The 19,505-nt window shown below is 54.8% G+C and carries 18 protein-coding genes and 5 tRNA genes; 5 read left to right on the top strand and 18 right to left on the bottom strand.

What is annotated here, in order from left to right; translation table 11 throughout:
* Nucleotides 1-16: 16 nt before the first annotated feature.
* The 7 genes from rplK to EDB95_RS18200 all read right to left on the bottom strand — a co-directional run bounded on the left by rplK (nt 17) and on the right by EDB95_RS18200 (nt 10,061).
* Nucleotides 17-460 (bottom strand): 50S ribosomal protein L11, encoded by a 444-nt coding sequence (gene rplK / locus EDB95_RS18230; RefSeq protein WP_133995621.1) that lies wholly within the window; start codon nt 458-460, stop codon nt 17-19.
* 81 nt (nt 461-541) lie between these two features.
* Nucleotides 542-1,957, bottom strand: coding sequence for an RICIN domain-containing protein (locus EDB95_RS18225; protein WP_162852670.1), 1,416 nt, complete (start codon nt 1,955-1,957; stop codon nt 542-544).
* A 145-nt stretch (nt 1,958-2,102) separates the two neighbouring features.
* Nucleotides 2,103-3,527 (bottom strand): RICIN domain-containing protein, encoded by a 1,425-nt coding sequence (locus EDB95_RS18220; RefSeq protein WP_133995617.1) that lies wholly within the window; start codon nt 3,525-3,527, stop codon nt 2,103-2,105.
* A 19-nt stretch (nt 3,528-3,546) separates the two neighbouring features.
* Entirely contained in the window at nt 3,547-4,527 is a 981-nt protein-coding gene (locus tag EDB95_RS18215; RefSeq protein ID WP_162852669.1) for a DUF5007 domain-containing protein, read from the bottom strand.
* 7 nt (nt 4,528-4,534) lie between these two features.
* Entirely contained in the window at nt 4,535-5,224 is a 690-nt protein-coding gene (locus tag EDB95_RS18210; RefSeq protein WP_133995613.1) for a fasciclin domain-containing protein, read from the bottom strand.
* Nucleotides 5,225-5,235: 11 nt separating this feature from the next.
* Nucleotides 5,236-6,807 (bottom strand): RagB/SusD family nutrient uptake outer membrane protein, encoded by a 1,572-nt coding sequence (locus EDB95_RS18205; RefSeq protein WP_162852668.1) that lies wholly within the window; start codon nt 6,805-6,807, stop codon nt 5,236-5,238.
* 11 nt (nt 6,808-6,818) lie between these two features.
* Nucleotides 6,819-10,061 (bottom strand): SusC/RagA family TonB-linked outer membrane protein, encoded by a 3,243-nt coding sequence (locus tag EDB95_RS18200; RefSeq protein WP_133995609.1) that lies wholly within the window; start codon nt 10,059-10,061, stop codon nt 6,819-6,821.
* 211 nt (nt 10,062-10,272) lie between these two features.
* Between EDB95_RS18200 and EDB95_RS18195 the strand changes: the two genes are divergently transcribed.
* From EDB95_RS18195 to EDB95_RS18180, 4 genes are read left to right on the top strand one after another with little or no spacing between them, the layout of a single operon-like run.
* Nucleotides 10,273-11,241 carry a hypothetical protein gene (locus EDB95_RS18195; RefSeq protein WP_133995607.1) on the top strand — a complete coding sequence of 323 codons (969 nt, stop codon included), beginning with the start codon at nt 10,273-10,275 and terminating at the stop codon, nt 11,239-11,241.
* 12 nt (nt 11,242-11,253) lie between these two features.
* Complete coding sequence (locus tag EDB95_RS18190) at nt 11,254-12,261, top strand: LacI family DNA-binding transcriptional regulator (RefSeq protein WP_133995605.1); 1,008 nt, start codon at nt 11,254-11,256, stop codon at nt 12,259-12,261.
* Nucleotides 12,262-12,292: 31 nt separating this feature from the next.
* Nucleotides 12,293-13,063 carry an SDR family NAD(P)-dependent oxidoreductase gene (locus EDB95_RS18185; protein ID WP_133995603.1) on the top strand — a complete coding sequence of 257 codons (771 nt, stop codon included), beginning with the start codon at nt 12,293-12,295 and terminating at the stop codon, nt 13,061-13,063.
* 5 nt (nt 13,064-13,068) lie between these two features.
* Nucleotides 13,069-13,920, top strand: a complete 852-nt coding sequence (locus tag EDB95_RS18180) for a fumarylacetoacetate hydrolase family protein (RefSeq protein WP_133995601.1) — start codon at nt 13,069-13,071, stop codon at nt 13,918-13,920.
* A gap of 294 nt (nt 13,921-14,214) precedes the next feature.
* On the opposite strand, the gene nusG is transcribed toward EDB95_RS18180, so the two are convergent.
* From nusG to rpsU, 11 genes are all read right to left on the bottom strand, one after another.
* Nucleotides 14,215-14,790, bottom strand: coding sequence for a transcription termination/antitermination protein NusG (gene nusG, locus EDB95_RS18175; RefSeq protein WP_133995598.1), 576 nt, complete (start codon nt 14,788-14,790; stop codon nt 14,215-14,217).
* Nucleotides 14,791-14,792: 2 nt separating this feature from the next.
* Nucleotides 14,793-14,984: a preprotein translocase subunit SecE gene (gene secE, locus EDB95_RS18170; protein WP_133995596.1), complete on the bottom strand. Its 192-nt coding sequence runs from the start codon at nt 14,982-14,984 to the stop codon at nt 14,793-14,795.
* A 16-nt stretch (nt 14,985-15,000) separates the two neighbouring features.
* Nucleotides 15,001-15,071 (bottom strand) — tRNA-Trp (locus tag EDB95_RS18165).
* A 74-nt stretch (nt 15,072-15,145) separates the two neighbouring features.
* Complete coding sequence (gene tuf, locus EDB95_RS18160) at nt 15,146-16,333, bottom strand: elongation factor Tu (RefSeq protein ID WP_133995594.1); 1,188 nt, start codon at nt 16,331-16,333, stop codon at nt 15,146-15,148.
* An 86-nt stretch (nt 16,334-16,419) separates the two neighbouring features.
* A tRNA-Thr gene (locus EDB95_RS18155) sits at nt 16,420-16,491 on the bottom strand.
* A gap of 16 nt (nt 16,492-16,507) precedes the next feature.
* Nucleotides 16,508-16,583 (bottom strand) — tRNA-Gly (locus EDB95_RS18150).
* A 33-nt stretch (nt 16,584-16,616) separates the two neighbouring features.
* Nucleotides 16,617-16,702, bottom strand: a tRNA-Tyr gene (locus EDB95_RS18145).
* Between the two features lie 75 nt (nt 16,703-16,777).
* Nucleotides 16,778-16,850: transfer RNA gene (locus tag EDB95_RS18140), tRNA-Thr, on the bottom strand.
* A gap of 208 nt (nt 16,851-17,058) precedes the next feature.
* Complete coding sequence (locus EDB95_RS18135; protein ID WP_133995592.1) at nt 17,059-17,388, bottom strand: HPF/RaiA family ribosome-associated protein; 330 nt, start codon at nt 17,386-17,388, stop codon at nt 17,059-17,061.
* Nucleotides 17,389-17,539: 151 nt separating this feature from the next.
* On the bottom strand, nt 17,540-18,445 hold the full coding sequence (locus EDB95_RS18130) for a tyrosine-type recombinase/integrase (protein ID WP_133995590.1): 906 nt from the start codon (nt 18,443-18,445) through the stop codon (nt 17,540-17,542).
* 103 nt (nt 18,446-18,548) lie between these two features.
* The gene (gene rpsU, locus EDB95_RS18125) at nt 18,549-18,746 is read right to left on the bottom strand and encodes a 30S ribosomal protein S21 (RefSeq protein WP_133995588.1); all 198 of its coding nucleotides are present in this window, start codon (nt 18,744-18,746) and stop codon (nt 18,549-18,551) included.
* Between the two features lie 80 nt (nt 18,747-18,826).
* On the opposite strand from rpsU, the gene EDB95_RS18120 reads away from it, so the two are divergent.
* A complete protein-coding gene (locus EDB95_RS18120) occupies nt 18,827-19,432 on the top strand; it encodes a riboflavin synthase (RefSeq protein ID WP_133995586.1) in 606 nt (201 codons plus the stop codon).
* Nucleotides 19,433-19,505 lie beyond the last annotated feature (73 nt).

Here is a 19,505-nt window from a genome sequence, read left to right as displayed (position 1 = left end):
CTTTTGAGGTGAACAATTAATTTTCCCAGGGGGCTTTACCGTCCACGGTGATTCCCATGCTGCGGGCCGTACCGGCCACCATGCGCATAGCACTCTCTACCGTGAAACAATTCAGATCGCTCATTTTGTCCTTGGCGATGGCTTCCACCTGGGTCCAGTTCACCTTGCCGACCTTGTTCCGGTTCGGCTCTTTGGAACCACTTTGAAGTTTTGAAGCTTCCAGCAATTGTACGGAAGCGGGGGGCGTCTTGATGACGAAGTCGAAAGACTTGTCGGCATAGACGGTGATCAACACCGGCAGGACCTTACCGATCTTGTCCTGGGTCCTGGCATTGTACTGCTTACAGAATTCCATGATGTTGACACCTTTGGAACCCAGTGCAGGACCTACGGGAGGAGCGGGGTTGGCCTGGCCACCCTTGACCTGAAGTTTTACGAAACCTGTGATTTCTTTTGCCATTTGACTGGTTTTTTGGTCATAGCGTCCCAGGCCTTCCAGCCTGAAACTCCCAAAATTGGGACGGCAAAGGTAGGAAATAAATCATTCCATCACAAATTTAAACTGCTGGTTCGTCCCCCCGTTCCGCCACCAGAGCTGGATGGCGTTCCCGTTATTCGTCTGGCTGTTAAATACGTCCATAACAGTATTGGGTGCGGCAGCCGGCGACAGGGTGTTGTATCCTCCACCAACAGGTTTTACTTTCCACGCCTGGGTGGGGGCTCCCGTATAGGGCTCGATCACGATCTGGGCGCCGTAACCCGGCGCACTGGCCGTGTCGGTCAGCGCCATGGTATTGTCGGACCCTGACAGGAATGCATAATATCCGCCCGAAAGCGCCACTGCCCGCCAGAGCTGATTGCTGGCTAACGGGGAATCGGGGCTGAAGAGGGTTACCTTGTTGCCGGGAAAGGTCCAGCCGTAGTAGAGGTCGAGCAGGCTGGTGCCGTTAAGACCGGTCACGATATAGAAGCTGGAGTCAGGGGTGATTCCGGTACCGTCGCCAAAATACATGTCCACCTCCCCATTCGTAGCGCTGCTATTGACAATCACGGCATTAAGCAGGGAAGGCGTCACCGTCTGGTCTCCGCCCCCGGTAAAGTGAAGGCTGTCGGGAGCGGGCCCCTGCCTCATGGTTACGCGGATATTGGTGAATTGTATGTACGGCTGATTAGGCCATTGGGACATGATCTTGGTATAGGACTCGAAGCAAATGGCGGGGTCTACGGCTTCACTCGTCCGCGTGATGTATACGTCTCCCGCAGGGAAACCCGTAAAGCTCTCCTTATAGTTCCAGGTTGTGTCGTCGGGGTTGGAAATAAACGTAACGACACCCGTTAACTGGACACCGGGCGCGACCCTGATAAACGGCCCGTGAAAGTAATGGCCATAGGTAAAATACCAGTTGGCAAGGGAATAGACATTCCCAAGCCCCTCGTTGTATTGCAGGACCGGTTGCAGGGCCCCCCCACTCAGCGCGTTCCACCAAAAAAGCGTCCCGTTGTTGACGGTGTCCATCGGGTAATTGGGCACCAGCCAGTTGGTCGACAGGGATTGGATGCCGGACAGGCTGGCTTGGGTGTAATCGGCTTGTTCATTCCTCCCGGTAGGGCCGGGCGTCCCAAAGGCCGGGTTGGTCCCAAAGGTCGTGACCAGGGGAACCGTCACCTCTCCCCTCAACGCCTGGGCAAAAGCATAGGGATCGGTGGCAGCACGGTCGACCGCGGTGGGTACACCCAGGTCTCCCAACTCCTGACCGTTATTGATGTCGATCAGCCGGAGACGGCCGCCCATCAATTTAGCGACGGTGTGGTTGTCCACCTGGTGAACCCGGGAGGCAGGAACAAGCCCATAGGGGGTTTGGACCATGCCCTCACTGGAAGTCAATGGCGTCTGGGCGTGTTTAGTACAAGAAGCAAGGAACAGCAGGGCAATGCCTGCAACGATGGTTGATTTCATATACGGATAAATTGATTCAACTAAAATTAGGCTCCTTTCCATTGGTGCCCTGTCTGACCATCCCGCTCCTGGGTGACGGCCAAATCCTACGTAAAAAGGCCCGGAGTTTTTCTCCAGGCCTTTGCTACATAGTTGTTCGACGTCCTTACTCAAGGACAAACCTGAACTGCTGATTGGTCCCTCCATTCGCCGACCAGATCTCGATCTTGGTGCCATTGCCGGTGTCGTGGGCATATACGTCAAGGTTCGAAGAAGGCGCACTGGCCGGTGACAGGGTATTATACCCTCCTCCCACCGGGGTGACCTTCCACTTTTGAGCCGTGGACCCCGTGTAAGGTTCGATCACGATTTGGGTGCCGTTACCGGTCCCCCCGGCGCTGTCGGTCAGTGCCATAGCAGTATCGTTACCTGCCTGGAACTCGTAATAGCCGCCTGGCAACGCCACTGCCCGCCAAACCTGGTTGCTGGATACCGGGGAATTGGGGCTCCACAACTCCACCTTGGTGCCGGGGGAAGTACCGCCTGCCGTGATGTCCAGCACGCTGGTCCCATTGACGCCCGAGACGATGTGGAAGCTGGAGTCCGGCGTGATCCCCGTTCCGTCCCCAAAATACATGTCCACTTCACCGTTGGTCGCGCTGCTGTTCACCACCACCGAGTTGAGTAAGGACGGTGTCACCGGCACGCTTCCGCCCCCGGGGGTCCAATGCAGGCTGTCCGGGGCCGGTCCGCTCCGCATGGTGACGTCGATGCTGGTAAACTGCATAAACGGCTGGTTCGGCCATTGGGCCAGGTTCTGGGTATAGGCCTCCAGGCAAAGGGCCGGGTCCGTGGCCTCCGTTGTACGCGTGATGTTCACGTCCCCCGCAGGATACCCCGTAAAGCTCTCTTTATAATTCCAGGTCGTGTCGTTGGGGTTGGAGACAAACGTAATGACCCCTTGCAAGGACGTACCCGGCGTGACCGGGATAAAGGTTCCATGGAAATACTGGCCTTCCGTAAAATACCAGTTGGCAAGCGTATAGGCGTTGCCGTACCCCTGGTCATACTGCAACACCGGTTGCAAGGCGCCCCCGTCCAGCGCGTTCCAATAAAAGATGGTAACCGGGTTGACCGTGTCCAGCGGAAAATTGGGCACCAGCCAGTTGGTCGACAAAGACTGGATACCGGACAGGCTGGCGGATGTATAATAGGAGCCTTCGTCCCTACCCGATGCGCCGGTCGTCCCAAACGTCGGATTGGTTCCAAAGGTGGTCACTGTGGGAACGGTGACTTCCCCTCTCAGCGTACGGGCAAAAGCGTATGGGTCCCTGGCGGCCCGGTCGGCCGCCGTGGGCACGCCCAGGTCCCCGACGGTCCGGCCGGTATTCATATCGACCAGGGAGAGGCGGCCGTCCACCATTTTGGCGACGGTATGGTTGTCCACTGCGTGAACCCTGGAGGCGGGCACCAGGCCATAGGGGGTTTGGACCATGCCCTCTGTGTCGGCGGAGGACAACACGGTACGGGCGTGTTTGGCACAGGATGCCAACAGCAGCAGGGCGAGCCCTGCGACGATTGATGATTTCATATAGCGAAAATTGGTTAGCTCATTTGTGCGTTAAGTCTGGAAATCGCATCGTGATCGAATACACCCCCGGCACCCAAAGCCGGAACGGCAACCTCGGATTCGCACTCCACATCCCGTCCGGCTGACCCGCGGCAGAGAAATACTGGGTGGGAATCCGGTAATACAGGTTAAACCCATTCCCCAGCGAAGCAAAAGGGAACGGGGTCAGGGCGTAGTTGAACAACATCGCCGTATCCGTATAGGTATAACTGTTCGTATAGTTTTCGAAACACTGCAAATAAGGCGGCGTGGGATTGACCCCGCTGTTGGGCCGTTTGACGATCTCACCGGTTTTCGGATCGAAGGGCACGCCGTTTTGGTCCACCATTTTTAATATGATCAGGTTGGGGGTATCGGCGAGGTAGTTGATGGTGATGACCGGCGTGGCCGCCAGGCGGGTCACGGATTCATTCCCCACCTTGAACAGCTTGTCGTAGGTGGTCCCCAGGTCCGGCACGGACTGGTACGCGGGCGCATCCACGAGGGTGATCTTTACAAAGTTGTGGAACATCTCGCTGCCGACGACATTGGAAATCCGCTCGTCCAGGGAATAAGTACCGGCAGGCAGATAAATCGTCGCAAAGTTGGCATCGATCACCCCGCTCCCCGAATTCAGGCTGATGGGCGGCAATTGCTGCACCTGCTGCTTCGCCTTTATGTCGCTGAGGGTAGTGTCCGTCGTGGCATTATACGCGCTGGTCCAGGTGGTGACCGGGTACTTTTTAAAAAAGATGCTGTCCACGTTGTTCCCCGCCGAGTCATAGACGTGCACCAGGGTAACCGTCAGCGGCTGGGAGGAGCCATCCGGGTTGACGGCATCGGATGTGTACACCCTCCCCTTTGAAATGGTATAGTCGCTTTGAAGGTATTGTATGTTGGGGCTCAAAAAGCCCTTCTCGTATTTCGTACAGGATGCAAGCGCCGCCAGCAGGGCGGCGAGCAGGCATAAGGAGCGTTTCATCTGCAGTCTATTGATTGGTTCCATAAAAAAACAGGGTATGTCCGTTTTCCAGGACGTTCAGCATCCCTGTCGTGGTTTGTATCCCCGATGTCTGGCAAAGCGTATGCACCCCTACGTTGGTCGGCAGGTCCGGTGCATTGATGGGCAGCGGGGGTGTTCCCCACAGTTGGCTGAAATATTCCACCTGGGGCTCGCTGGACACGAAGGTGGAGTAGCCCAGGTTGGGGTTTTGGGTATATTCAAACGACACGATCACCGAATCCCCCGGCAGCGCGGAATGATAGACGGTGCCGCTGTTCGTCAGGACACTAAAGGGCAAGGGCTGGTGTACGATGTACATCAGCAGGGAGTCCTTCACCTTGGCCAGGTCGTATTGGAGCATCGTGTCCAGGGTATATTTTGCAAAAGGATTGACGTTTTGCGCCTTGAGCGTTCTGGCCAGGAAATAGTTATCGATGGCATAGTCGGTGGGGGCGAAAAAGGTAATCCCGTTTTGGTTGATCGTGTCCTTCAAACCCGCTGCGTCGATCAAGAGGATCAGCGTATCGAACAGGTGCATCGAGTTCCCCTTGAGGTAGTCATACGTCGTCATGTTGACCTTGGGGTTGGAGACCTGTCCCCCGGTGATATAATTCTGTTTCCTGCAGGAAAGGATCACCAGCGGTACAAAAAACAAAAGGCAAATATTCTTTTTCATCGCTTGTCGTTTTATTTGTTGCTGGACCAATAAGGATTCTGTGTCAGTAATGGGTCCAGGGCGAAAAGAGACCCCAGGTCGAGGGGCCAGTAGTATCCTTTTTGCGTGACCCTGGCCGGGGGATAGTTCAGCCCTTCTTCCAGGACATGCAGCACCGTGTCCGTGCGGATCATGTCGTAGAAGGTCTGGCCTTCGCCGATCAACTCGCGGGCGCGTTCACTGAGGATCGCATCCACCAGCGTCGTGGGATCGGTAGGACCCGTATAATTGCTGGCACTTGCCCGCGCGCGGATCTGGTTGATCTCCGCCACCGCCGCCGGCCCGTTGCCGGTCATGGCCTGCGCTTCCGCGTCCAAAAGGATGATGTCCGCCAGGCGGAAAAGCGCGAGGTTGTTGCTGATGTAGGCGTTTTGCTGGATGCCGGGGTTCTGGTAGGCAAAGTTGGCATACTTCAACAAGAGATACCCTGCGGGGTCGCCGTTGGTGGCGTTGACATATTTGAGGACCGTGTTAAACCGCATGTCGGATGAGTTCCCGTTCGCATCCACGGCAAAAAGCGTATCGATCTGAACCGGGTCCGCCACCCAGGCCGTGTTGGTGAGCTGGTTGTCCAGCGAATCCTTTAGGAAGATCGAGAAGAAACTAAACTGGGCTTCCGTCCAGGCGCTATAGGTATTGGCATATCCCTGGGCAAGGTTGGCCGCCGCCGAAGGCAGGAACTGGGGATCGTTCGCATTGTAGGTCATGGCGATTTCCATGATGTTTTCCAGCGATGCTTCTCCCTTCCACAGGTTGGTATAGGTTGCCCCCGGCTCCAGGCTGTATCCACCGTTTTGTATGACCTGCTGACACGCCAGGTGTGCGTGGGAATAGTCGTGCATCCAGGCGTAGATGTGCGCCATCAGTGCATAGACCGTTCCCCGGTTGGCCCGCAGCGTCTGGGTTGGATCCCCACCCTTGAAGGCCAGGTAACGGGCCGCGGTCTGCAGATCGGCAAGACAACTGTCGAGCGCAATCGTTTCGCTCGTCCTGGCCACGGGCGGGATGTTCCCATAGTCCACCTGGTCGTATGTCCTCGTGACATACACAGGGTCGCCCCAATTCCTGACCATAAAAAAGTAGGCCAGGGAACGCATAAACAAAGCCTCGCCTATGTAGGCGTTGCGCACCGAAGTATCGCTGCCCGTAAAATCCGACAACGGCATTTGCGGCACCTGCTGCAGGATCAGGTTGCACTGGGCGATGAGCGTATAATAGCGGCTCCAGTTGGTGAGGTCACCCAGATAGTCGGCGGTCGCCGTAAAAAAATCAGACCCGTTGGCCGGTGACAACGGCGTATAGTTCCAGGCCTGGGAAGAAAAGATCCCCACCACAAAATCCCCGTTTGTAAAAAAGGCGTTGCTGGACCGGAGACAGATCCTGAACTGTCCATACATGCTGATGGCCGCCTGCTCCACCGCGGACTGGGACGTCCAGAATTCGGACCCGTAGGTGGAATCGATGGGGCCCTTGTCAATGTATTTTTTGCAGGAGGTGAGACAGGCGATCGCCAGGCACCCTGCAACTATAATGATTTTGTTCATCTGCATCATGTTTAAAAGGTGACGTCTACGCCAAACGTAAACTTGTGTGGCACCGGGTAATTGCCCCCGGTGTAGATCCCCAGTTCGTTGACCGCCTCAGGGTCGGGAACGGTCGCATGGGTAAACGTGTACACATTGTCCACCGTACCATAGATCCTCGCCCTGGTGATCTTGAGCTTGTCGGTCCACGAGTTGGGAAGCGTATACGCCAGTATGATGCTCTTGACCTTGAAGTAGGCCCCGTTTTCGTTAAACATCGTCGAAAAGGGCAGGAACTGGTAGAAGTTCGGGCCGTAAGGATTCAACGCGGGGAAAGAGGCGTTGTAGCTGCCGCCGTTCTTCGACGCCTGGCTGGGAACCCAGTAGTTCAGGCTCGACAGGTTGGGCAGCCAGTTGGCGGCCATGGCATTGGCCGTGGATGAATAGCTGCCCGACGGAAAGCTAAACACGTCCGCGATCTGGCTTTGTTTGTAAATATTGACGATGTCCCTTTTCCCGCAAAAGACACTGATGACGCTTAGCGTGAAATTTTTGTAGGAAAAATCATTAATAAACCCACCCGTGTACTTCGGATTTGGATTTCCGCTTGGGATCCGGTCTCCATAGTTGTCCCCGTTGTTTTCCCCGCTCCATACGTCATAGTCGTGGTTCTGGTCGATCCAGATCGGGTATCCGGGCTGGACCGGGTAGTAGCCTTTGAAATAGGTGAGGCGTTGACCGGTGATGGGATTGACCGGGATCTGGCTGGCCGTGTTGTATACCCCGGCATACTTCATCTGGAACATCTCGTAGATCGGCTGTCCCACCGCGTAAATACGGCCCACCCCGTAATAGTCGTCGATCTCAAACGTGCGGTTGTTGTTCGGCAGCTTGGCGATGACGTTTTTGTTAAAGGAAAGATTCAGGGTGGACGTCCAATGGAACTTGCTGTGCTCCGGCAGGATGTGTCCCGTCAGGCTCAGGTCCAGGCCGCGGTTGTCCACCCAAAGGTCGTTGCCGTTAAAGGTGATCTGGTTATACCCGGTGAAAAAAGGAAGGTTGAAGGTGAAATAATCCCCCTCAGTCGTCTTGTCATAGATATCCGCCATGGCGTATACACGCCCGTTCAACAGTTGGAATTCCAGGCCGAGGTCCTTCTGATACGTCCGGGACCAGGTCAGGTCGTTTTTGGTCAGACCATTGTTAAAGCTGGGGGAGATCCCGGTACTCCCGCCATACGTCCCGTTGACCGTATAGGAATTGTAGGGTGCATAATAGTCCAGCGACTGCTGACCCGACAACCCATAGCTCGCCCGGAGCTTCAGGTAATTCACATACGGCTTTATACCCTGCAGATAGGGCTCGTCCGATAAGATCCAGCCCACACCGGCGGAGGGGAACTTGCCCCATTTGCTGTCCGATCCAAACCGGGAAGAAGCATCGGCGCGATCCGCCACATAGACGATATAGCGGGTATCATAGTCATACTGTACCTGTCCGGCAAAAGACAGGATCGCCGAAGACTGGTAGTCCGACGAAGCCGTCAGGTATTGCTGCGGAATACCGCTGACCACCTGGATGCCGTTGGAAGGGACGTTGTACCCCGAGGCAGAGGTGATTTTGGAAATGTCTTCGTTAAACTGCTGGGTCCCCGTCACCACCAGGTGGTGTGCGTGTTTACCCGCGTTAAAGGTGTGCGCATAGTTCAGCGCGTTGGACACAAAATATTCCACATAGCTGTTGGCGTCCGATTCCGCGTAAGAAGGCTGGCTCGTCCCCTGTTGTGCTTCCAATGCATTCTGGTTGGAAGGCCGGAAGTAGTCCTTGTTCGAAAGCGAGGCCGACACCGATCCCTGGGTCGTCAACCGGAGCCCTTTGAGCACATCGTAGTTCAGGGTCATGGAACCGGAGTACCAGTCGTTGGTGTTCTGGTTCCGCAGGTCGCTGGATAAACCTAAGTAATTGGCCGAGTCAAAACCATTCAAGCCAAAAAAGGAAGAAGGCAGGTTCCCGTTGTTGACATTGAACGGCGTATTGTTGTCGCTATTGCTCAGCTTCGCCCCCCGCTGCCGGTCGCTGTGCGACATCGACACCACGAACTGCGAATTCAACTTGGGACTCAACCGGAAATCGAAATTACCCCGGACCGAATACCGTTTGAAGTCAAAGTCCTTGATGGTGCCCTGTTCGTCATAGTAGTTCATGCTGACCCGGTAGCTGACCAACTCGTTCGCCGCGGAGATCGAAAGGTCTGCGTTCTTGACCGCCGCATTCCGGTAAAAAAGCCCCTGCCAGTCCGTGGCATTGTTGAAATACGGGTTTACGCTGTCGGTCAGCAGTTGTGGCAGGTTGGAAAAGTTGTTATACGATCCGTATGTCTGCAGGAGCCCCAGCTTTTGCGCGCGTTCGGCGGTACCGGTAACCGTCGGCAACAGCTTGGGTTCCTCTACCACGCCTCCATAGAGGTTGACATAAAATTCGGGTTTGCTGCTCCGGCCCCTTTTGGTCTTAATATACACCACGCCGTTGGCGCCCCGGGAGCCCCAGGCCGCGGTGGCCGCCGCGTCCTTTTGCACATCTATGCTTTCGATGTCGTTGACGTTGATCCCCGCCAGGAAGTCCGTACCCGTGGACGTCCCCGCGGCGTCCTGGTTATAGGAGATGTCTTCCGGGTTGACCGGCACCCCATCGATGACATACAACGGTCCGCTCAACGCGTGCGCCTGGTCCAGGTTGCCTACGCTCTGGCTGACCCGTGTATTCCCGCGTACCGTGATGCTCGGGGAAACACCCGGCTCCCCCGAAGTGACCTGTACATCCATCCCTGGTACACGCCCCTGCAAAAGATTGTCGAAGGAAGGAGACGGCAGGTTCTCGATCGCCTTGCCGCTGACCGAAGAGATCGCCGCGGTCGTCGTCTTCCGGGACTGGGTTTGCACCCCGACGACCACCACGTCCTTTAGCGCGCCGTTTGACAGGTCGTTCCTCAGACCGATAGCCAGTTCCTGGCGGCCGTTCAGTTTGACCCGCTGGTGAACAAAACCCACATAACTAAATTCGAGAGAGACGTCACCGGAGGCGACGCGAAGACTAAAATTTCCGGAGGCATCGGTGGTCGTTCCATTCTTGGTTCCTACCTCCCGGACGGAGACGCCGGCGAGTACCTGGCCGTCTTCTCCTTTTACGGAACCCTTGACCGTAAAACTTGCCTGGGCAAGCGCAAAGGCCGGTATACAAAAGCAATACAGCAGCAGCAGCCGCAATCGAAAGGTCATCGGTTGTTGTTTTGGTGAAGCGCTTCTAAAATAAACTTCGGCATCCTAAAAAAACACCCCCCCGAAACGTCCACCCCGAAAGGCTTTCATGCGCAATCGATTGAAAATTCCACAACAACCGTTTGCGCATTTTTTCAAAACACCAAAACTTGCGCAACCGTTTGTCCAGGCGCGTTTTTGCCTAACCGGTGATTTTTAGTAACTTGTAGGTATGCGCACTTTTGCCTCCAGGAACAAGCGGTTTGAGAGCAGGGCCGTTGCCCACACGCTCCAGCGAAGCCGTGACCAGAAAGAGGTACGAGCGATCGTGGCTCCCACCATCCCCCGGGGCAAAGGCATCATTCAACCCCAGTGGGTATATCTGGACCGGGAGGGCGGCCAAAGCCTCAACCTTCGAAAGACCAACGATCCCAACGTGTTCGAATTAAGCCGCGACGGCAGCAAGTATACAGTTATAGGATACGCCACCAACGGCAGACCCATTGTGCAAAAAGTCAACCAACAGCTCCACTCGGAATGGAGGTATGATCGTTTTTCCACTTACCAGAACTGGACGTCCCAATCTCAGGGTATTTCCGTAGAAGGCCCTTTCGGCACCGGTAACATCAACTCCGTCCATAAAAGGGGGGCGCCCAAGATCTCCTCCCGGAAAGAGGACTTTGGAAACGTCCGTCTCGGGGATACCTATGACGAATATATCAGGGGCATTAAGTCCGGCGGAATGACCGAAGCGGAGATTGCCCAGGCCTTGCTGGACCTTGACGACAACGCCCTGGTGTCAGACATCGAAAAACGCGCCGCCTCCATGCTCCACGTCACTGTATATCTGGCCGAGGAATGGCGGAAACAAGGCGCCGCCAAACTCTACCGCGGCTTTCTCCGGTCGATCGTTGCCGGCCAAAAATCCTTTGACGACTTCCGCAACGAATTCGAGTTCATCATCAGCGCCGATGAAGGGCGAAAGCAGGTCGCCCGTTTCAGAGATGTCTACAGGGGCGAGAAGAAAGAGACCGACCTCCCTGTCCATGAACAAATCTTGTATGAGAACCTAAGCCCCATCAGGGATGAGGACTTCGAGTCGGACGAGGAATTGGAAGATCAGAAGTCCCTGACGAAGACCCGCGACCACAGCCTGCAAAATAAAGGCACTAAAGGCTGGCAGAATGCATGGAATTTTTAGTAAATAGCGGCTATGGATCAGAAGTTGCCCACCATTAAAGAGATTGCGAAACGTTTAAACATTTCTGTATCAACCGTCTCACGCGCATTGCACAACCACCCGCGGATCGGCCTCCGGACGAAGATGCAGGTACAAAAGCTCGCCGAGGAGCTCCACTATGAACCCAACACACTCGCCATTTCGTTCAAGCAGAAGAAATGGTTTACCATAGGCGTGATCCTTCCCGAACTCAACGAGCAGTTCTTTTCCCAGGCCATCAGCGGCATCGAAGACGTCGCCACCGCCCAGAACTATACCGTCCTCATCGGCCAGTCCCACGACTCGATGGAGCGCGAACGCATGCTGGTGGAAGCGTTCCGGAAACACCGGGTGGACGGCATCGTGCTCTCCATGGCCAAAAATACAGACGACTACCAGCACCTCGAAGTCCTCGACAAATACAACATTCCCTTAGTCTATTTCGACCGCATCCCCAAGGGAGGACAAGCCCTTTCCGTGAGCAGCAACATCCGCTCCGGGGCCGAACAAGCCGTCCGTTACCTCCTCGAAAAAGGACACAAGCGGATCGCCCTGCTCAAGGGCCCCGATAGTCTCATCGCCAGCGCCCAGCGCCAGGAAGGGTATACGTCGGCACTGAAACAACACGGGCTCCAACTCGACCCCGACCTCATCAAGGAGATCGACCTTTCCCCCGAGGGCACCCGCGCCGCCCTCACACAGCTCCTGGCGCTCCCACAACGCCCCACCGCCATCCTTTGCTTCAACGACTACGTTTGTTTCGACGCCATCCAGGCCGCGAGACAAGCCAAAATCCGCATCAATAAAGACATCAGCTTCGTCAGCTTCGCCAACCTGCCCATCTGCAATTTCCTCGACGTACCGCCCCTCGCCTCCGTCGAGCAACATCCCTACCGCCAGGGCCAGCTCGCCGCCGAGATGCTCCTGGATATAGTCGAGAAGCGAAAGACAATAACAGATATAAAACCGGTCATCCTGGACACCGAATTAAGGATTTTCTGACCTATCTTCATGCCCCTTATTTACGCGTAATATGTTTTCTCTTCAGCAAAAATCCGCCGTCATTACCGGGGCGGGCAGCGGCATAGGCAAAGCCATTGCCCAGACCTTTTCGCAAGCCAGGGCCACCGTCCATCTCGTCGACCTGAATCCCGATGCCCTCCAGCAAACGCTCAGCGACCTTCCAGCCGAACGCTCATTTGCCTATCCCTGCAATGTCGTCAGCCAGGAAGCCGTAGCCGGCATCACGTCCAAGATCCTGGAACGGTCCGGTGCGATCGACATCCTCGTCAACGCCGCCGGCATCGCCCACGTCGGCAAGCTCGACACCACCACCGAAGAAGACTTCGACAAGGTTTTCGCCGTCAATGTCAAAGGCGTGTACAACATGATGCGGGCCGTGATCGGCCCCATGACCGCCCGTAAGAACGGCGTCATCCTCAATATCGCCTCCATCGCGTCGACGGTAGGCATCCCCGATCGTTTTGCCTATTCCATGAGCAAGGGCGCGGTCCTCACCATGACCTTGTCCGTTGCCAAGGACTATATCGGCCAGGGCATCCGCTGCAACTGCGTTTCCCCCGCCCGCGTCCATACCCCCTTCGTGGATGGCTTTATCGCCAAAAATTATCCCGGCAGGGAAGCCGAGATGTTCGACAAGCTGTCCAAAACACAACCCATCGGCCGCATGGCCAAACCCGCCGAAATCGGCGCCCTCGCACTTTACCTATGCTCCGACGAAGCCGGCTTCATCACCGGCTGCGACTACCCCATCGACGGAGGTTTTATCAAACTCAACAACTAGACATCATGCAACTGATACGATTTGGCGCCCCCGGGGCAGAACAACCCGGTATCCATAAAGACGGCAAACGCTTTTCCACCGCAGCTTTCGGTGAAGACTATACGGAGACCTTTTTTGCCACCGACGGCATCAACCGCCTCCGCGCCTGGCTGGACACAAACCCCACCCTGCCGGAAGTCCCCGCCGCCGAACGCTGGGGCGCGCCCATCACCCGTCCCTCCAAAATCGTATGCATCGGTCTCAATTATGTCGACCACGCCCGCGAGACAAACGCCGAGATCCCCAAAGAACCCATCCTGTTCTTTAAATCCACCACCGCCCTCGTCGGCCCCAACGACCCCGTCCACATCCCCCGCGGCAGCGAAAAACTAGACTGGGAAGTCGAACTCGCCGTCGTCATCGGCAAGCGCGCCACCTACGTATCCGAGGACGACGCCCTCTCCTACGTCGCCGGCTTCGCGCTCCACAACGACTACAGCGAACGCGCCTTCCAGATCGAACGCGGTGGTCAATGGGTCAAAGGCAAAAGCTGCGACACCTTCGCCCCCCTCGGACCCTGGCTCTCCACCCCCGACAGCATGCCCGACATCAAAAGCCTGCGCCTCTGGCTCACCGTCAACGGCAAGACCTTCCAGGACGGCAACACCTCGAACATGATCTTCCCCGTCCCCTTCCTGGTCTCCTACGTCAGCCAGTTCATGACCCTGCTCCCCGGTGACATCATCTCCACCGGCACCCCCGCCGGCGTAGGCCTCGGCTTCAAACCCGCGATCTACCTCCGCGAGGGTGACGTCGTCGAACTCGGCATCGATGGGCTCGGCACCTCGAAACAGATCGTCACGAAGCTCCCGTCCTAAACCAACCCGGTCAGCACTTGGCTCCCACCGTTCTCCCCCTTAGGCCTGTGCCGCCTGGGGAGGGTAGGTAGGTTTTTTCCCACTTTTGCGTGAAATATTTGGGTGCAAGCCAGTTTAAATCCCACGCAAAAGTGGGAAAAAACCTACCTACCCTCCCCAGGCGGCGCGCGCCGATGGGCACAGAGTCACGGCGCGGAATTGCGGTGCGGAGTCGAGGCACTAGGTCTGATGGATAGGAAAATAAAAAAGGGAGCCAACCGGCTCCCTTTACTCATATACCCAAGCCACGCGCGCTTACGCGAGCTTTTCTACTTGCATGTAATTCAGTTCGACAGGCGTAGCGCGTCCAAAGACTTTCACCGCGACTTTCAGTTTCTTCTTTTCGTCGTTGACTTCTTCGATCACCCCGTTGAAGTCGTTGAACGGACCGTCGATGATCTTGATGGTCTCGCCCACGATAAAGGGTTCGCTCATGGTGACGCCGAGGTCGGACATTTCATCGACCTTACCCAGCATCTTGTTCACCTCGGCTTTGCGAAGGGCGATAGGATCCTCCTTGCCGAGGAAATGGATAACGTTCGTGGTATTTTTGATGGCGTCGCGAATGTCGTCGTTCATCTTCCCTTCCACCACCTCGATCATCACATAACCGGGGTAGAAGTTCCGTTCGCGCATCACCTTCTTTCCATTCTGTACCTTATATACCTTCTCCATAGGCAGGAACACCTGTTTGATCAGGTCACTCCAACCGCTCCGGGAAATTTCCTTATCCAGGTACTCCTTTACCTTACGCTCCTTTCCACTCACGACACGGAGGACGTACCACTTGGTTTCTTTTTCTTTTACTTCCTGGTTTACAGCTTCTTCCATCACTAAATGATTGAGTAAAAGGCTTGTAATATCCGGGATATGGCGGCATCCATGACCCACACCAGGAAGGTGATCAAAGCCGTGGCGCCCAGGACGATCGTCGTGGACTGCTGGAGCTGAGACCAGGTTGGCCAGGTGACCTTCTCGACCAATTCCCGGTACGAGTCTTTAAAATATGTTGCTATCTTATTCATTCTCTGAATCTTGCAGCACGGGCTCGCGGATTCGAACCACGATCAAAGGTTTTGGAGACCTCTATTCTACCATTGAACTAAGCCCGTAAGAGACCAATAGTCATCGGTCGACGAAGTTACAAAAACTTCGGGACTAATGACTATTGGATGTATAAAGCCAACTATTTCAGGATCTCGGTTACCTGACCAGCGCCTACGGTACGGCCACCTTCGCGGATAGCGAATTTCAGACCTTTTTCCATGGCGATGGGGGCGATCAGCCGAACGGTCAGCGAGGTATTGTCACCAGGCATGATCATTTCGGTGCCGGCGTTCAGTTCCACTTCACCGGTAACGTCCGTGGTACGGAAATAGAACTGAGGACGATACTTGTTGAAGAAGGGCGTGTGACGGCCACCTTCTTCTTTGCTCAGTACGTAAACTTCCGCCTTGAACTCGGTGTGGGGAGTGATGGACTTCGGTTTAACGATAACCATCCCGCGACGGATGTCTTTCTTTTCAATACCGCGGAGGAGCAGACCTGCGTTGTCACCGGCCTGGCCTTCGTCGAGGAGCTTCTTGAACATTTCAACACCGGTTACGGTGGACGTCAGGGGCTCGGGGATCAGACCAACGATTTCAACAGGCTCACCTACCTTGATGATACCGCGTTCGATACGACCGGTAGCAACGGTACCACGGCCAGTGATCGAGAACACGTCTTCCACGGACATGAGGAAGGGTTGATCGATCGGGCGGGGAGGCAGGGGAATGTAGGTGTCAACAGCATCCATCAGCTCTTCGACAGCTTTTACCCATTTTGCATCACCAGCCAGTGCGCCGGTTGCGGAACCCTGGATGATGGGCGTATTGTCACCGTCGAAGCCGTAAGAGCTCAACAGTTCGCGGATTTCCATTTCAACGAGTTCGAGCAGCTCGGGGTCGTCAACCAGGTCAACTTTGTTCATGAAGACCACGATACGGGGTACACCTACCTGGCGGGCCAGGAGGATGTGCTCCTTCGTCTGGGGCATGGGACCATCGGTTGCAGCCACAACTAGGATGGCGCCATCCATCTGGGCGGCACCGGTGATCATGTTCTTCACATAGTCAGCGTGACCGGGGCAGTCAACGTGCGCATAGTGACGATTGTTCGTCTGATACTCGACGTGTGCAGTATTGATGGTGATACCACGCTCTTTTTCCTCGGGCGCCGCATCGATTTCATCATACTTTTTTGCTTCTGCCCAGCCTTTCTTCGCCAGGATCGACGTGATGGCGGCCGTCAATGTAGTTTTACCGTGGTCAACGTGACCGATGGTACCTACGTTGACGTGGGGTTTCTCCCTCTTAAAGGTCTCTTTAGACATTTTTATCGTTTTTTAAGTTGTGGTTTAAATTTGTTTGCCCCATGGGTTACCACGGGGTTTGCAGTTTCACTTATTTCCTTTCTCAGAGCCGTTAAAGAGAATTGAACTCTTGACCTCTTCCTTACCAAGGAAGTGCTCTACCACTGAGCTACAACGGCTTACAAATCAATTCTTTGGAGCGGAAGACGAGGGTCGAACCCGCAACCTATAGCTTGGAAGGCTATCGCTCTACCAATTGAGCTACTTCCGCGGGAGGGCGACGACGCTTACGCATCGTCCATGTTGGTGGGCAGGAGAGGATTCGAACCTCTGAAGTCGAAAGACAGCGGATTTACAGTCCGCCCCATTTGGCCGCTCTGGAACCTGCCCGGTAATCCGGTTAAACAATATGTCAAATGTAGCCGTTGCTACGCTTCTTTTTTTCCGAGTGTAATGCTTTACCTGAGCCACTTGTCGGGATCGAACCAACGACCTACTGATTACAAATCAGTTGCTCTACCAGCTGAGCTAAAGTGGCCTGACCCGCGTTTTTTCCCGAACTTTTATATACGGCTGTAACGCAATGCTGTAAAGAACTTGACGAACCTGGAGACTGAGCCTAGCCAATTTCGGGATGGCAAAGGTAAGGGAAAACTTTTAAACCCAAAATTTTACGAAAAAAAATCCGGCAATGGGTTTTCCAGAGGGAAAATACACATTGCCGGACTGATAAATCTACCGGGTTCCTACTCGTTGGTCGGGACCACCAGGGGCACCATCATTTTTGTCTTTTCTTTTTGTCGCTTTATTTGGGTTATGAGTGACTCCAGGGCGCTATCGAAAGAAGCTTCGAAGGACTTGGAGGATTGCTTTACAAAAAATTCGTGTCGTGGAACGAGAACTCTGATCTCCGCTATTTTGTCCTTAATCTGGTGCACTACGTTGTCCAGCTTCAGGAACACTTCAACCGCGGTAATCCGGTCGTGGAAATTGTCCAGTTTCCTCACTTTTTTGCTCACATGATCCAACAATTTGCTGTCTGCATCAAACCGAACCGTTTGAATGTTTACGTTCATAACAACTGCAATTTTAAAGTGAATAATAAATAAAGAACTTCGGCGTCTAAAGACATTTAAAGGCGTCTATTAAGGTAAAGCCTTCGGACAATTTAGCCAAAAAATAACGTGAAAATCTTGTGAATGATTTTTGCCGGAAGTGTAGCCCAGGCTAGGCTTTTGGGTGTGCCCTGGAAAAGGTCTCCTTCAGTTTCTCAATGGAGTTGTGGGTGTAGACCTGGGTAGCTGCAAGGCTCGAATGTCCCAACAATTCTTTGACCGCATTCAGGTCGGCGCCGTGTTCCAAAAGATGGGTGGCAAAAGTATGCCTCAATACGTGCGGACTCTTTTTATCCGTCGTGGTCACCAAGGCCAGATAATGTTTTACTACTCTATATACGTATTTGGGATACAGCGGCTTGCCCTTAGGGCTTACCAACAGATGGGTACGGTCGGGCGTTTCCAGCTCCCGCACTTTCCATTCCTTATAGGCCTGAAGACGGTCCATCCAGACCCGGTCCAGCGGGATGACGCGTTCCTTGTTCCCCTTCCCCAGAACCTTCACCAGGGATTTTGAAACATCGACCTGGCTTTCTTTCAATTGCACCAGCTCCGACAACCGCATGCCGGTCAGGTAAAAAAGCGCCAGGATCAGCCGGTGGGTTTCCCCTTCCAGGCCGGGCGGAAACTCGACTGCGCGAAGGGCCTGTATGTCTTTTTCCCCCACAAATCCGGGCAGTCGCCGGTTCATTTTTGGGGAAACGATGACTGCCATGGGGTTACGTTGGATAACCCCCTTGCGCAGGTAAAACTTGAAATAAGACTTCAGGGCCGATATCTTCCGATGCAAGGTCCTGGAGGTCAGCCCCTCTTCCTTCATGGATGCCAGCCAGCTCCGGACAAAACCCGATTCTACGTCCCCGGGGCCACCTACCGAATACTCCGTTTGGAGGTAGGTAAAACAAGCCGACAGGTCGTTTTGATAAGAAAGGATCGTATGAGGGGAATACCGCTTCTCCCACTGGAGGTAGGCCAGGAATTCGGCTATATGGGGGGGAAGATCGGCGTTTGCGGGCATAAAAATATTGATAGCTACAAAGTTAGAACTTTATCGCTATCAATACACTTATGGGCGCGTCGACCATGCGGTCCCGCGCCCTATCGAGGACGGTCGCCCGTTCCTATTTTTCGATCTCGCCGTTGGCCAGCTGCTGGCGGTAGACTGCCTTCAACACCTCGGTCCTGCGCCGTACGGACGGCTTGGTAAACGACTGGCGTTCACGCAATTGCAACAGGATTTTGGCCTTCTCGAATTTCTTTTTGTACTTCTTGAGGGCTTTGTCGATGTTTTCGCAATCTTTGGAATCAATAATAAGCATAATTCAATAATCCTTTTTGGGACTGCAAAGATAAAGCTTATCGTCAAATTTCCGGCAGGTTTTCCCGAAATTTGTGTCCTATGTTCACCGGCATCATCGAATCCCTTGGTAAAATCCACTCCGTCAGCATATCAGGCACCAATAAAACCTTTTGGGTCTCCTCTCCCCTGTCCTCCGGCTTCAAAGTCGACCAGAGCGTTTCTCACAGCGGCGCCTGTCTGACCGTCGAGGAAGTGAAAGGAGACCTCCACCGAGTCACCGCCATCCAGGAAACCCTGGACAAAACAAACCTCGGCTCCTGGAAAGAAGGGACTCTGGTCAACCTGGAGCGGTGTATGCAACAGGGCGGCCGCCTGGATGGGCATATTGTGCAAGGTCATGTGGACACGACCGGTACCTGTACCGGTGTGAAAGACCTGCACGGCAGCTGGGAATACCGCATTTCTTTTCCCCCCTCCTTTGCGCCCCTGGTGATCGAGAAGGGCTCCATCAGCCTCAACGGGATCAGCCTCACCATTTTCGACGTCGCCCTGGACGCCTTTAGCGTGGCGATCATCCCCTACACCTATACCCACACGACGATGCAAACGCTCCGCCCCGGCGACACGGTTAACATCGAGTTCGATATGATCGGAAAATACGTCCAGCGCCAGGCCGAAGTACACCTACTTGCCGCGAGGGCCTAGCCGTCTTTCTCCGCCGGAATACCTTTACCGCCCTCGTCCACAGGGCCGCGTCCACAAAAAGGACCGGCACCCA

This window comes from Dinghuibacter silviterrae (genome assembly GCF_004366355.1).
In the GTDB taxonomy this organism is placed as follows: domain Bacteria; phylum Bacteroidota; class Bacteroidia; order Chitinophagales; family Chitinophagaceae; genus Dinghuibacter; species Dinghuibacter silviterrae.
Note: the sequence above shows the minus strand (reverse complement) of the source record. Positions and strands in the feature narration are given on the sequence as shown.